Genomic DNA, 13714 nt, shown 5'->3' on the forward strand with positions numbered 1-13714 from the left:
TTACATGAGTAGTAATGATAAACCTGCTGTAATTAAACTGATGCCTCCGAACGTGAGTACGATGCGCCATTCTGACCACCCGACCATTTCGAAGTGGTGATGGATCGGACTCATCTTGAAGAGTCGTTTCCCCGTCGTTTTAAACGAGATGACTTGCAAGATGACGCTCAACGTCTCGATGACGAAGATGATGCCGACGAAGACGAGAAGTAATTCGAGCTTCAACATCAAAGCGAGTCCAGCGACGGCTCCGCCTAGTGCGAGCGAACCGGTGTCCCCCATGAAGATTTTAGCCGGATACTTATTGAAGACTAGGAACCCGATCAAGGCACCGACGACCGCAAACGCGAACCAAGCAATCCCAAGTTCATCTTGTGTAAGGGCGTAAATCCCAAAGAATATGAACGTCGGGATGGCCGAGAACGAGACGAGTCCGTCTAATCCATCCGTCAAGTTGACAGCGTTCGAGAACCCGACGAGCCAGAAGATGACGATGGCGATATAGAACCATCCAGTATCGAACGAAATCGACGTGAACGGGATCGAGATTGATGTATCGAGGTCTCCTCCGAGTGACAAGAACCATGCAAACAATACCGATACCACGATTTGACCGATCAACTTCTGAAGGGACGTCAATCCGAGGTTTCGTTTATTGACGACTTTGATGTAGTCATCCAAGAAACCGATGACACCGAATGCCATCGTAACGAATAGAAGGGTACCGAATCCTGCGACCGCTTCGCCGAAGATGACGGATACGATGAATCCGACGAGAATGGCGAGCAGGATGACAATCCCACCCATCGTCGGTGTACCCGACTTCTTCTGGTGCCAACCTGGACCTTCATCACGAATCTCTTGTCCGAACTTTAATTGACGCAATGCTGGGATGGCTCGCGGCATCACGATCAAGACACTTAATAATGAACTGATTAATACGATTAAACTAATTAACATGTTGCTACCTCACTACTCTATTTATTGAACAAGACGCTCAAGCGCCAGTCCTCGAGATGCCTTTAACAATACCACAGTATCCGGTCGTTGATAATGATGAAGGAGCGCCTTCGCTTCCTCAACCGTCGGGACCATTTTAACGTTCACTCGTGAATCTTGAATTCCATCGGCAATCCATTTTGCTTTGTCGCCGACGAGAATACAATCGGTCACGGGAGACGTCACCGCGCCACCGACTTGTTCGTGTTGCAGTTGTTCATCCATTCCTAACTCGTACATATCTCCAAGGACGAGCACACGCTTCGAGAATCCTTCAAGCGACTTGACTGTCTCAATCGCTGCAATCATCGACGTCGGACTTGCGTTATAGGCATCGTTAATGAGGTGAGCTTCGCCGAACATCTGTTTTTCCATCCGCATCGATGTCAACTTGATTCGGTCTAGGCCACGTTGAATCATCGCATGATCGAGACCGAACGCAAGTCCACACGCGATTGCATAGGCTGCGTTTCGAATCTGATGGGCACCGAGCACCTTTAGTTCATACAAGTCCCCGTTGTATTTAAAGATCGATGCGTCAAATGTCGTTTCGATCACTTCAATTTTCCCGTCTGCCGTTTCATCGTATCCGACACGATAGCCTTGACCGGAAAGAAGTGGCTCATCCGCATCGACGATCAAGCGACCGTCTGCTTTGAGACCGGCCTTGATCTCAAGTTTCGCCTTGGCGATACCTGTCCGTCCGCCGACTTGTTCACCGTGGGACTCCCCGATATTCGTCACAAACGCCACATCAGGCTTGGCGAGTTTTGACAGCGTCTCGATTTGACCGAATCCGTTCATTCCCATCTCTAGGACGGCTACTTCCGTATCCAGTGGCATTCTGAGAACGGTAAGTGGCAAGCCGACGTCCGAGTTGAAATTTCCGGCTGTCTTATGCGTCTTGAACTTCTCCTCGAGCACGACAGCGACCATGTCTTTTGTCGACGTCTTCCCATTCGAGCCCGTAATGGCGACGACGAGCGGATTAATCTCTTCTAAATATCGGGCTGCTGCCGTTTGCAATGCCTCGACCGTCGATTTCACAGGGATGACAACCAGGTTGTCTGGTTGAGGGCGACCCTCTTCCCAGAACGTGACAATCGCACCCTTTTCAACGGCCGCCTCGATGTAGTCATGGCCGTCGACTCGCGCCCCGACGATTGGGACGAAGAGACCCGCCTCGTTTGCATCTCTCGAATCTGTGGCGACCCGTTCGACGAGACGCTCGTCATGTAGATCCATCCCAAACCATGATGCCAATTTTTGAACTGTCAGTTGTTCCATACAAACTTCCTCCTCTTACATAGGAAAAGAGAGCCGCAGCCCTCTTCATCTCGTGCGTTAATTCGACGGTGTCTCCAACTTCACTTTCAAGGAGGCACCTGTTTTGACCGGTTTCCCTTTGCCAATCGATTGCGATGTGACAAATCCGGTACCGTCGATTTCTAAATTTAATTGATAAAGGGTCGCTAAACGTTTGACGTCACGTAACGACCAACCTTTTAATGTAGGCATCGTAAACGACTCGCTCGTTTTTAGCAACAATCGTTCACCGACGACATAAGATTGTCCTTTCACAGGACTCTGCGCAATCACTTCGTCTCCATCACCTAACACGATCGGATTGAAGGAATTCTCCGTCGATGCGTTCACTGCCTCTTCACGGTTTTGACCGATATAAGAAGACGTTGTCTTCGTCGAGGCTTCGACTGCTTTTTCTTGTTTTTCAGGCTCGACACTCCGGTAACGTAATGCGACATCCATCACGTCTTTGAAAAGTGGCGCCATGATTCGTGGCCCGGTCGTAGACGAGTCACTGTTCGGTCTGTCCACCGCGATATACATGACAAGTTCCGGATCGTCTTCCGGAGCCATCCCGACGAATGAGTGAATATACTGTCCACTCAAATATTTTCCGTTCTCGGCGATTTGAGCGGTACCGGTCTTTCCGACGACACGATAGTTGTCTAACGCATACAGTTGCCCGGTTCCCACATCGCTATTGACGACACCGTCGAGCGCTTCACGTGTCTTTTTGGCTGTCTCCGCCGTGATCGGTTGACCGACTTCTTTCGGATTGGTCGTCCGAATCGTTTCGCCGGTCTCGCTGTTGACGATTTTCTTGATGAGGTGCGGTTGCTTCATCGTCCCATCCGTTGCGATGGCCGATGTCGCTTGCAAAATTTGCATCGGTGTCACCGCTGTCGATTGTCCCCATGCCGTAATCAAGACGTTCATCGGACTTTCGAAATCGAATTGACTATTGACCTCTCCAGGCAAATCGATTCCTGTCCGCTGATCAAACTTGAAAGCTTTAAAGTAATCTTCATATCGACTGAGACCAAGTCGTTCGTTCGCTAAAATCGAGAATGCTACGTTCGACGAATGCCAGACGCCTTCTACCATAGGAATGGTACCCCATCCCGTAATGTTGTAATCATTGAAGACCGTCTTGCCATATTTGTATGAACCGGATTTGTACAGCTCATTCGGATTGTACACGCCTTCGTTGATGGCTGCCGCGAGCGTAAAGATCTTCATCGTCGATCCAGGTTCGAATCGAGACGAAACAGAGAAGTTACTGTACGAAGAAATCTCGCGTGTGTTCGGATCAAACGATGGTCGGTCCGATAGTGCGATGATCTCTCCCGTTTTCGGGTCCATGATGATGGCCGTCGCATGTTTCGGCTCATACTCCTCATACAACTCATTCATCTTCGTTTCGAGCAACTGTTGGATTCTGTGGTCGATTGTCAATTGGACGTCCGCCCCGTCTTCCGGTTCAATCTTCAACTGCTCGTCACTCGATATGAGTTCACGACCTGCCAAATCTTTCTCAAATCGATACAGACCGTACGATTCACTTAAAATATCATTCAGAGACTTTTCAATCCCTAATTCACCGACGAGTTCGATACGACCGTTCTGGTCAATTTTCTGGGCATATCCGATTACCGAGGAAGCAAATACTTTGTTCGGGTAATAGCGCTTCGGTTCCTCGACAAACGTGATGCCGTTTAGGTCGAATGCTTCGATCTCTTCTTTTTGTTCTACGGTCAAGTCACGACCGGGAACACCGAACTCGATTTGTCCAAGGTCGGCATTTTGTTCAAGCCGTTTCAATAAATCGGCTTCTGTCATAGGAAGCACGGTCGACAATTGCTTCGCCGCTTCGGCGAACTCATCGGGCATAAGCGTCTTCCCTTTGACCCGCTCACCACCGAGTTTCAAAACGGCAACGAGCCGGTATGATGGAATGTTGATGGCAATCGGTTGACCGAAGCGATCATATACCTCGCCCCGTTCCGCTTCTAACGTACTGACCGCTTTCCACCGTTGCTCTTCCGCGAATGCGAGCATGTTCTCCCCTTTGTACGTATGGGTGACGGATAAATAAAGGAACCATCCAACAAAAAATAAAAAGAGCGGGGTGAAGCAGACAATCGCTACCCACGCCACTCTTTTTTTACTCTGTTTTAAAGAATTCATCAATCAATCACCTTGACATTCTTTTCATTGAATTTCATTCCGAGCTTCTCGGCAATCGCATAAATTCTTTCGGGCGAGCTTAATTGGGCGATTTCATACTTTAGTTCTTCGTTTTCTTTTGCAACCCCGTCGACCTGCTGATTGACGGCTGCTGTATCACGCATAATATTATACGCTTCATTGTGCTTCGACACCGTGATGCCACCGAACATGACCACTGAACCAATCATCACTGGATACAGGATCGATTCAAACAAGGTCAACGTGCGTCGTTTTGGAGCAGGTATTGGTCGTTCTTGCGGAATCGGATTTCGATTCGGTGTTACTTGAGGCTGCAACGCCTTACGGGCAGCTTCTGGCATCAGGTATCCCTCCTACACTCTCGGTTATTTTTGTTTTTCGGCCACTCTCAACTTAGCAGAGCGTGAACGACGGTTATCTTCAAGTTCTCCCTCACTCGCCACAATCGGCTTACGCGTGATGAGTTTGAGTTCCGGTTCAAATTCTTTCGGAATGACCGGCAACCCCGGTGGTAATGGTGGATGCTGGCTTCGCTCTTTGAACACTTGTTTACAAATGCGGTCTTCTAACGAATGGAACGTGATGACACAGATGCGTCCATTCAATGCAAGTAAATCAATCGCATCTTGAACGGCGCGGTCGAATACGTTCAACTCATCATTGACGGCGATTCGAATCGCTTGGAACGTCCGCTTCGCCGGGTGTCCGCCTTTTCGTCTAGCTGGTGCAGGAATCGCTTCTTTAATCAAGTCGACAAGCTCGAATGTCGTCTCAATCGGTTTATCGGCACGGGCTTGCTCAATCTTTCGTGCGATTTGCTTTGAAAACTTTTCCTCCCCGTATGTAAAGAAAATACGAGCAAGTTCTCCGAACGACCATTCGTTCACAACATGATAGGCTGAAAAGTCCCGTGACCGGTCCATTCTCATATCGAGCGGTGCGTCATAGTTGTAACTGAACCCGCGCTCCGCCTCATCTAGCTGTGGCGAAGAAACGCCTAGGTCGAATAGTACACCGTCCACTTTTGTCACACCACGTTGGGCGAGTTCTTCCTTCAAGTGAACGAAATTGCTCTTTATAAACGTCACACGGCCTTCATAAGGAGCCAATCGCTCTTTCGCATGTGCGAGCGCGACGTCATCTTGGTCGAACGCATATAGTTGACCCGTCGTTAGACGCTTTGCGATTTCTTCACTATGACCCGCTCCACCTAACGTACAATCGACATATACCCCATCTGGTTTGATGTTCAATCCCTCAATGGACTCCATTTTTAAAACCGTTTCATGCTCAAACATTCAAAAAACCCTCTCAACCTACATATTTCAACTGTTTTATTACACTTACTTTATCATAAAAATGTCAAGGTCCGTACAGGTTTTTAGTGAAAAGAGGAAACAAAAAGGTAACAACGAAAAAAAGCTCCTGACAAATGTCAAGAGCTCTCCAAAAAATGATTATACATAGAACAAACATCGCTCCGAATCGGATTGTTCATATGCCTGTTTCAATCGTTGAAACATATCTAGTCCGTGACGATTTAGCATCGGAACCATCGAGAGGATACGTTCTTGAGGGGCATCCATCGGGAACAGTCGGGTCGATAGATGAATCCGTCGTGCATTCAAGCGATATTGTTCTCGCTTCGATTCGGCACGCATCTCATCTGCCAATCGCTCGAGCACATGTCTCGACTTCGCCTCAAATCGTCTTCCTTGTTTCCCTGCCTCATGACTGACGGCCTCCGTGAGCGTCCGGTACGCATATAGCTCTTCTTCAAACGCTTCGTCGTCAAAGGCATGGTCCGGAAGCGGTTGCTTCATATACTGCTCCAATGTCACGCTTTCTTGACGAAGCTTCTTCTCATCATTTCTTGACACGATCAACGCACCAAGACGCGGCAAGAGCAGTGGCATCTTCCAGCCCATCACGTGGAAGAGCGGTCGAAGCTGGAGCCAATAGGCAATTTCACCGGGACCTGCCACATACCCAAGAGTCGGGAACAGGAAATCCTGCATGAGCGGACGGGAGACCACGTTATTTGAGAAACGCTCCGGGTGCGTCTCTATCTCTGTGAGCAGTTCGCCTTCAGTGAAGCGATGCCCTCGCTTTGTCGTGAACACGCCATCGACCTTTGTGAGCAGCTCTCGTGTCCCATCGTGATAAAACAGATGGGCCGCATCTCTGTTCAAGTCGACCGATGGCATCCCTTCTTCATACGCATGACCGAGCGCTTCATGGAGCTTGTCATGATGCTCGATGAGACGTCGGAACATCGGTCGTTCGAGAGCCCGTACGTCTTTCGCGTGCGGGTCAAACAATAAAAAGTCAGATCCGACGAATCGCCGCATCATTCCACCGAAAAAGTGAGCGAACGAACGACTCACTTGAATGAGGTCAATCAGCTCATGATACAAATGTGAAGTATACGGTGTCTCTGTTTCATTCAGTAGAAGACGTTGCGCCATTTGAACAAGTTCGAGCTTTACCCGTTCGAACTCTAAGTCCCCTATCGATGCTTTTCCTGCAAGCGGTAACGATGACAAGGCATCTTTTTTCAACGTCCTCGAAAACGCCTGTGTTGTGAAGACATGGTTGATTTCAGCAAAGTCATGATCTTCCGTAGCCATCCAGAAGACAGGAAGGACCGGTTTCCCTAATTTCGCTTCAGCCTGTTTTGCCCGTTTGATGACCGCTAACAGTTTGTATACGGCAAACAAAGGTCCTCCATATACGCCGACCTGTTGCCCCGTCACCATCACGTACGCTTTTCGCTGAGCGAGTAACTCCAGCTTCGCTTCCAACTCTTCCGAAAGTTCCCCGAACTGTTCTTGTTGCCCCTTGATTATCTCGACGAGCTCCGACAGATGCTCATAGGTGCGCCCTGAGACCTCCTCGGCACGTTTTTCGATTTCATCCATCCCTCGATAATCGAGCCAGCGACCATATTCATGATCGATTTGAATCATCGGTGATGTGGATGCATATAGAGCATCAAATGCTTCTACCTTCACGTATAACAACTTCCTTTCAATCAATCAACGAATCATGCCTTGGGCTACACCGATCGCGAATAAAATGGCGTGGGTCGGAACAAGTAGCAAGAAGAGTAACCGCCAACCATGGACGAACATCTTCGTGAACAACACTTCCTCATAACGAATCCGCTGCCAAATCGCATTGATTGGGAAAATCGCACAGCAGGCTGCGAGCAATAACAGCAACATATCCGTCCCGACGATGGCCTCAAGTAAAATACTGCATGCATAAAACCAAAGGATGACTCCGGCATCGCATGCGAGCTTGAATGAGTTGATTGATTTCGGCATAATTTTTCTAAGTATCATATACACCATAAACCATAAGATGAGTGGAAATGAAACGATATACACTAACACGATGCGCTCGCTCCTAGAATCAGTTTATGTAATAGCGGAATGACAGTGAGAGAAATCTGCATTTGTTCGGCTTTTTCAATCACCGGTTTCAAAATTGCATCCACCTCGGTCGGCCGACCTTCTTCAAGATCGCGCAACATCGAGGAGCGATTCTGTGCGGTACGTTCGATAATCGTCTCGATGTAGGAAAATGAGACTTGCTGCGCAAACAAAGGCACCAACTCATCGTAAATCGATTGTGCGATTTCACGATATGGTGAGCCGGCGAGTGCGCCGTTCGGGACCCGGCATAACGCTGTAATGGGATTGATGATGGCATTAGCAAACAATTTTTCAATGACGACTTGCTCAATCTCTTCTTCCCACACAATGTGAAGTGGGCTCTCTTGAAATGATAGAGGGTGTAGTACCGATGTGCTTCCGATCCGAATCCGTCCGAGTCCACGATGCTCAACCTCATGACCACGCTTCGTCACCCCATGCTCGACGACACCTAAATGAAACCCTCGACGTTTCGCATATTCCAGATGGGCAATCCCATTCGAACAAATAAAGACGGGCACCTTACCCGAGAGGCGAGCCGTCGCTTCCTCGACTTGATGGGCTTTCGTCGTGACAAAAAAGAGATCCTCGTCCGTTTCTTGAAGCGTCTGACTGGAACGGAACGACACACGTGCCGTCCCTTCCGTCACGCCGGTCCGTGTGATGACAAGTGGATCAGATGACCCGCTTCTTCCGTAGAGCGTCACGTCGTAATCATCTGCGAGCAAAGATGCCATCAATAATCCGACCGCTCCGTTTCCGATGATACCAATTCGTTTGATGGAGTTCATCATGGTCCTCCTCCTATTCGAACTATTTTCGCACAAAAAGTTTACCACATCTTTTCGCCATGACCCAAAAAAGACAAACAAAAAAGGAGCGACCTGAGAACAGGTCACTCCTTCAAGCATTATTTGCTTGTTACTTCTTTACCGTTGTAATGTCCGCAAGATTTGCAAACACGGTGTGAAAGTTTCATTTCGCCACAGTTCGGGCACTCGTTCATACCAGGTACGTTGAGTTTGAAGTGAGTACGACGAAGACGTTTGCGAGTTTTCGACGTTCTACGGAATGGTACTGCCATCGTTGTCCACCTCCTTGATAAGTTAACCTTCCTCGTTCTCTTTTTTCGAGAACAGGTCGGCCAGTCCCGCGAAACGCGGGTCAATTTTTGGTTGGGCTTCGGGCTGTTCGTCAGTAAGCGTCCAGCCTTCTCCTTCAACCTGAGTTTTGTCTGTTTCGTTCCCGTAAACTTGCATCGGGACGTCTAACATGATGAGCTCTTTTACAATCGGTACAAGACTGATCGTATTTCCTTCTGGCAAATTCACGTCATCGAATTGCTCCGTATAACGCCCATTCTCCAAAAAGAAAGGCTCGAGCGATTCAATATCGAATTCATAAGTGACATCTTCTAACGTTCGCGCATCTGGCAACGTCAGGTCACCTTGAATCTTCAGATTGAATGTAACTTGATTAGATGTGAACGATGCATCCCCGTGCACATGCACCGGGCGAATCGAACGGATATCCGGATGGAGCTGAGTCAGCTCTGGTAGTTCTACCATCTCATCGATTGTAAAACCGTCACCCTGGTTTCGGAGCTTAAGTAGCTGTGCAATAGACCATTTCATCCGAATCACCTCAATTGCAACAATATGAATTATAGATAGGCCAACTTGTTTTGTCAATGTTTTTTCTTTACACTAAAATCAGTTGACGACGGCGCTTTGCCAAAGCGTACTTACTCATCTTACACCAATCCATACGACAATGCAAAGGAGTAAATCATGCAAAAGACGGCCATTATTGCAGAGTACAACCCGTTTCACAACGGGCACTATTATCAAGCGCAAACTGCACGTCACGAAACCGGGGCGGATGTCATGATTGCCATCATGAGTGCCCAGTTCACTCAACGGGGCGAACCCGCCTCGTTCGACAAGTGGAAACGGGCTAAGGCTGCCGTCGAGAGCGGTGCAATCGATCTAGTCATCGAGTTACCGACCCAGTACGGGGTCCAACGCGCCGACCGTTTCGCTAAAGCCTCCGTCTCGATTGCTGAACAGCTCCGTTGCCAGAGGCTATCGTTCGGGAGTGAGAGCGGGGATATCGATGCAATCCTCCATGCAGCCCGTTCACATGTCGAAGAGACGTCACGTTACAAAGAGGCGCTTCAAGAAGCGCTACAAGAAGGACACTCGTCCGCTCAAGCTTCGAGTCGAGCTTTCCGGACCGTTTATCCCTCATTTGATTTGACGCGACCAAACAACATTTTGGGCTATCATTACGCCAAAGCAGCAAAGATGATTCAGTTACATACAGTCAAACGGCTCGGGGCTGATTATCACGATCCTTCATTAATGGACGTCATGTCGGCAACGGGTATTCGGGCTCATTACCTAGACACCGGTGAAGTTCGTGCCGTCCCGGCATCGACTGAAGCGATGTTTCGGACACAACCGATGACACATTGGGAACACTATTGGCCCGTCTTACAATTCAAACTGAGAACCTTGCCACTCCACACATTGACGGAGCTCGTAGGAATTGATGCTTCTCTCGCACCTCGTCTTAAGCAGGCGGGAGTCGAGCCTTCATTCGAACGTGCACTTGCTACCGTGTCGACACGCCGCTACACGCGTACCGCCATTCAGCGGGCGTTCGTCGCCGTACTGCTTCACTGGTTAAAAGACGAGGCACCGACACGCTTTGACGAAGTCCCTTACGTGAGACCGCTCGCCTTCAACGATCTCGGACGACTTGCGTTACGAGATGTGAAGGATGACGTGCCACTCGTCAGTAAGTTCGATGCCCGGCTCGATTTCGAAGCTCGTGTCACCGAAGCATATCGACTCCCGCTTCAAGATGATGCATTGATCGAGCACCGGCAACGCCCTCAGTTCATCTCTTCTAAATAACGAATCGCATCCTCGACCGTCTTGACAGGGACGACTTCAATGTCACTGTTTAGGCGGTCTCGTGATTCCAGCGCCTCTTCATAATTTGAACCGGCCGGCACAAAGAAGACTTCAGCTCTTTCCTCGTCGGCGGCGACAATTTTCTGCCATGCACCTCCGATAGGTCCGACATTCCCTTCCTCATCGACCGTTCCGGTTCCGGCAATCCGTTTTCCATTTGCCAAGTCACCTGGCGTCAATTGATCATAGATTTCTAATGTGAACATCAATCCTGCAGACGGACCACCGACATTCGTCAAAGCGACATCGACTTCAGGATCAGCTGTGATTTCTTGAACGGGAAGCGGCTCATAGATTCCAATCCCGACACGATCCCCACTTTGATCGATCGGCTGAATGAGCGTTTGCACGACACGTTCTTCGCCGTCTCGTTCAATCGTCAACTCCACTTCATCGCCCGCCTCAAATTCCGATATGCGATTCAAAAAGTCGACGCGAGTGGCAAAGGACATCCCATCGATGGCCGTGATGACATCACCCGGCTTCAACACATTTGCCGCAAGGGACCCAGGAATCGGAGCAGATACATAAATTCCCTCGAAATCAACCGTCACGTCTTGATCTGCTAACTGATAGGCGTATTGGATTGCTGCTTGTTGAGAGGAGTCCATCAATAATTGTTGGCGACGTTCATAGTCTGCCTCACTCTCTCCATCATATAAATAGCGACTGGATAAATTCGCTTCCGTGAACGGGGTCACCCAACTTTCCGCTAACCAAAACGGAGTCGCACGGCGTTGTGAGATCGTCACCATCATCAGTTCCCCATCCTCTTTTTCGCCACCTTGGACGGTCAGGAACTCTTCAATTGACGTCGCCGCTCCGGGTGAAGAGATGTAGTAAGGAAGTGGGACGAACAGGAAGAGAAGAACTGTGACGAGTAAACCGAGACCGATCTTTAACGATTTCATTGTCCCGAACTCACTTGATACTTTTTACGTAAGGCAATTTCAACCTGTTCCGGTACGAGCTCACTGACCGATGCCCCATATTTCGCCACTTCTTTGACAATCGACGAGCTGAGGAACGAATATTGACTATTCGTCATCATGAACAACGTCTCGACGTTCTCATTCAATTTTTTGTTAATTGATGCGATTTGAAGCTCGTATTCGAAATCTGAGACTGCACGGAGCCCACGGACGATCGTCGCCGCTTCCCGCTCTGCGGCGTACTCGACAAGCAATCCACCGAACGCGTCAGCCGACACGTTTGGCAGATGTGTCGTCACATCTCGAATCAGTCCAAGTCTTTCCTCCACATCAAATAATGGGGCTTTGCTTGAATTTTCAAGGACAGCCACGATGACTTCGTCAAAAATGGCCGCCGCTCGTTCAATAATATCTAGATGTCCGTTTGTGATTGGGTCAAAGCTACCCGGACAAATCGCAATCCGTTTCATCGTGTCACTCCTCTGATGCGTACTCATAGAAACTGATGGTGATGACATCTGAGTATCGCTGTTCTTTAATTCGTTCAAATCGTCCTACTCGTTCCGGTAACGTCACGTCGCTGCCGTGTTCACAGACGACTACGCCGATATCCATCAAGAGATTCGACTCATCGATCATTTGTAAGAACGCCACATGTTCTTCCGCATGATATGGAGGATCCATAAAAATGAGCTTAAATTGTTCCTGTTGAACCTTGAGCTGTTCGAGTACCGCCTTGGCGTCTTGACGATATACTTTCCCTTTCACTTCATAATGGGTCGCTCGTAAATTCTCTTGAATCGTTTGTACGGCTTTCGGTTGACGATCGACAAAAATAGCTTCGTCACAACCTCGTGATAACGCCTCGATTCCGAGCCCACCACTGCCCGCGTACAGGTCTAGTGCTTTCCCGCCTGAAAAATAAGGTCCGATGATGTTGAATAACGATTCCTTCACTTTATCGGTCGTCGGCCGTGTCGCCGTTCCTGGGACCGCTTTTAAACGGGTCCCTTTTCGTTCTCCAGATATGACACGCATGTCTTTCCCTCCAGCAGAAAAGATGAAGGTGATGCCACCTTCATCTTTTTGTTTATTTCGATTTTGTCTCGTACGTTTCGGAAATGAATGGACGCTCACTTCGTACGACCGCTTCCACGAACGGCAATGCTTTCACTTGTTCGAGTACGGCTTCATGACCTTCGAGGTCAGTATAAAGAAACGCATACTTCTCTCGTTTTGAGACAAAGTAAAGATTCGCATAACGTCTTAACGCTTTCACTTGTTTCAAGGAATTCACGTATACGACGAAGCCAATCCGTTCATTCAACTTAGACGGCGCATCCACAACTTCCGCCTCCTCCGCAGCTACCTCCACCAGAACATCCACCTTCATCAAAGAATGGATTACCGGTCGGGACCTTGATTTTAGGAGAGACTGAATGAGCGAGTAGTTCACTCACTTCCCCTAACAACTTATCCAAGCTTCGTTCCGCTTTTTTGAACGCAGCGATTTCCGGCTGAACGTCGAGACGACGTTTGATGAGATGCATCTCTTTTTTGATGCGGTCGTGGTCCGGATGATGCTTTCCGAATCGCTGGACATACTCATAGTCCTCTTTCATCTTCAAGAACTCACGCTCGATTTCCTTTGCTTCTTGTGATGCGAGACGTGCCGCTTTCGTTTGAATATATGTTTGAAACGATTCGCTTGCTTCAATCAAATCGGTCAATTCTTCTGTTTGATCGAGCAGGGCAATCGTCTGTTCAGTGATTATCATACCCCTCACCCTTTCTGCCATGATTTTACCACAATTGTTTCCCTATGTAAGCAATCCACACTATAATTGAA

16 protein-coding genes are annotated in these 13714 nt (G+C 48.6%); 1 reads left to right on the plus strand and 15 read right to left on the minus strand.

What is annotated here, in order from left to right; translation table 11 throughout:
- The 10 genes from mraY to KNO72_RS02345 all read right to left on the minus strand — a co-directional run bounded on the left by mraY (position 1) and on the right by KNO72_RS02345 (position 9586).
- The gene (mraY, locus tag KNO72_RS02300) at positions 1–960 is read right to left on the minus strand and encodes a phospho-N-acetylmuramoyl-pentapeptide-transferase (protein WP_214730954.1); all 960 of its coding nucleotides are present in this window, start codon (positions 958–960) and stop codon (positions 1–3) included.
- A 21-nt stretch (positions 961–981) separates the two neighbouring features.
- Positions 982–2286: a UDP-N-acetylmuramoyl-tripeptide--D-alanyl-D-alanine ligase gene (locus KNO72_RS02305; protein WP_214684535.1), complete on the minus strand. Its 1305-nt coding sequence runs from the start codon at positions 2284–2286 to the stop codon at positions 982–984.
- A 57-nt stretch (positions 2287–2343) separates the two neighbouring features.
- Positions 2344–4491 carry a penicillin-binding protein gene (locus tag KNO72_RS02310; protein ID WP_078146646.1) on the minus strand — a complete coding sequence of 716 codons (2148 nt, stop codon included), beginning with the start codon at positions 4489–4491 and terminating at the stop codon, positions 2344–2346.
- Positions 4491–4853 (minus strand): cell division protein FtsL, encoded by a 363-nt coding sequence (ftsL, locus tag KNO72_RS02315; RefSeq protein ID WP_015881305.1) that lies wholly within the window; start codon positions 4851–4853, stop codon positions 4491–4493. Before ftsL ends, KNO72_RS02310 begins: the two co-directional genes overlap by 1 nt.
- Positions 4854–4877: 24 nt before the next feature.
- Positions 4878–5810, minus strand: coding sequence for a 16S rRNA (cytosine(1402)-N(4))-methyltransferase RsmH (gene rsmH, locus KNO72_RS02320; protein ID WP_078146645.1), 933 nt, complete (start codon positions 5808–5810; stop codon positions 4878–4880).
- A 159-nt stretch (positions 5811–5969) separates the two neighbouring features.
- Positions 5970–7526, minus strand: coding sequence for a bacillithiol biosynthesis cysteine-adding enzyme BshC (gene bshC, locus KNO72_RS02325; protein ID WP_214757138.1), 1557 nt, complete (start codon positions 7524–7526; stop codon positions 5970–5972).
- Between the two features lie 24 nt (positions 7527–7550).
- The gene (locus KNO72_RS02330; protein ID WP_015881302.1) at positions 7551–7910 is read right to left on the minus strand and encodes a DUF3397 domain-containing protein; all 360 of its coding nucleotides are present in this window, start codon (positions 7908–7910) and stop codon (positions 7551–7553) included.
- Positions 7904–8746, minus strand: coding sequence for a ketopantoate reductase family protein (locus KNO72_RS02335; RefSeq protein WP_214757139.1), 843 nt, complete (start codon positions 8744–8746; stop codon positions 7904–7906). Before KNO72_RS02335 ends, KNO72_RS02330 begins: the two co-directional genes overlap by 7 nt.
- Positions 8747–8862: 116 nt before the next feature.
- Entirely contained in the window at positions 8863–9036 is a 174-nt protein-coding gene (gene rpmF / locus KNO72_RS02340; RefSeq protein WP_015881300.1) for a 50S ribosomal protein L32, read from the minus strand.
- 22 nt (positions 9037–9058) lie between these two features.
- Positions 9059–9586 (minus strand): YceD family protein, encoded by a 528-nt coding sequence (locus KNO72_RS02345; RefSeq protein ID WP_015881299.1) that lies wholly within the window; start codon positions 9584–9586, stop codon positions 9059–9061.
- Positions 9587–9742: 156 nt separating this feature from the next.
- Between KNO72_RS02345 and KNO72_RS02350 the strand changes: the two genes are divergently transcribed.
- The gene (locus KNO72_RS02350; RefSeq protein WP_214757141.1) at positions 9743–10873 is read left to right on the plus strand and encodes a tRNA(Met) cytidine acetate ligase; all 1131 of its coding nucleotides are present in this window, start codon (positions 9743–9745) and stop codon (positions 10871–10873) included.
- Here KNO72_RS02350 and KNO72_RS02355 read toward each other — a convergent pair.
- Genes KNO72_RS02355 through KNO72_RS02375 form a run of 5 tightly spaced genes read right to left on the minus strand, consistent with a single transcriptional unit; the run spans position 10852 to position 13643 of the window.
- A complete protein-coding gene (locus tag KNO72_RS02355; RefSeq protein WP_214757142.1) occupies positions 10852–11844 on the minus strand; it encodes a SepM family pheromone-processing serine protease in 993 nt (330 codons plus the stop codon). The two genes, KNO72_RS02350 and KNO72_RS02355, sit on opposite strands and share 22 nt — an antisense overlap.
- On the minus strand, positions 11841–12335 hold the full coding sequence (coaD, locus tag KNO72_RS02360) for a pantetheine-phosphate adenylyltransferase (RefSeq protein ID WP_015881296.1): 495 nt from the start codon (positions 12333–12335) through the stop codon (positions 11841–11843). Before coaD ends, KNO72_RS02355 begins: the two co-directional genes overlap by 4 nt.
- Positions 12336–12339: 4 nt before the next feature.
- On the minus strand, positions 12340–12903 hold the full coding sequence (gene rsmD, locus KNO72_RS02365; protein ID WP_078146640.1) for a 16S rRNA (guanine(966)-N(2))-methyltransferase RsmD: 564 nt from the start codon (positions 12901–12903) through the stop codon (positions 12340–12342).
- 52 nt (positions 12904–12955) lie between these two features.
- The gene (locus KNO72_RS02370) at positions 12956–13210 is read right to left on the minus strand and encodes a YlbG family protein (RefSeq protein WP_143406649.1); all 255 of its coding nucleotides are present in this window, start codon (positions 13208–13210) and stop codon (positions 12956–12958) included.
- On the minus strand, positions 13194–13643 hold the full coding sequence (locus tag KNO72_RS02375) for a YlbF/YmcA family competence regulator (RefSeq protein ID WP_015881293.1): 450 nt from the start codon (positions 13641–13643) through the stop codon (positions 13194–13196). The genes KNO72_RS02370 and KNO72_RS02375 overlap by 17 nt, the downstream gene beginning before the upstream one ends.
- Between the last annotated feature and the right edge of the window lie 71 nt (positions 13644–13714).

This window comes from Exiguobacterium sp. s123 (genome assembly GCF_018617075.1).
GTDB lineage: Bacteria > Bacillota > Bacilli > Exiguobacteriales > Exiguobacteriaceae > Exiguobacterium > Exiguobacterium profundum.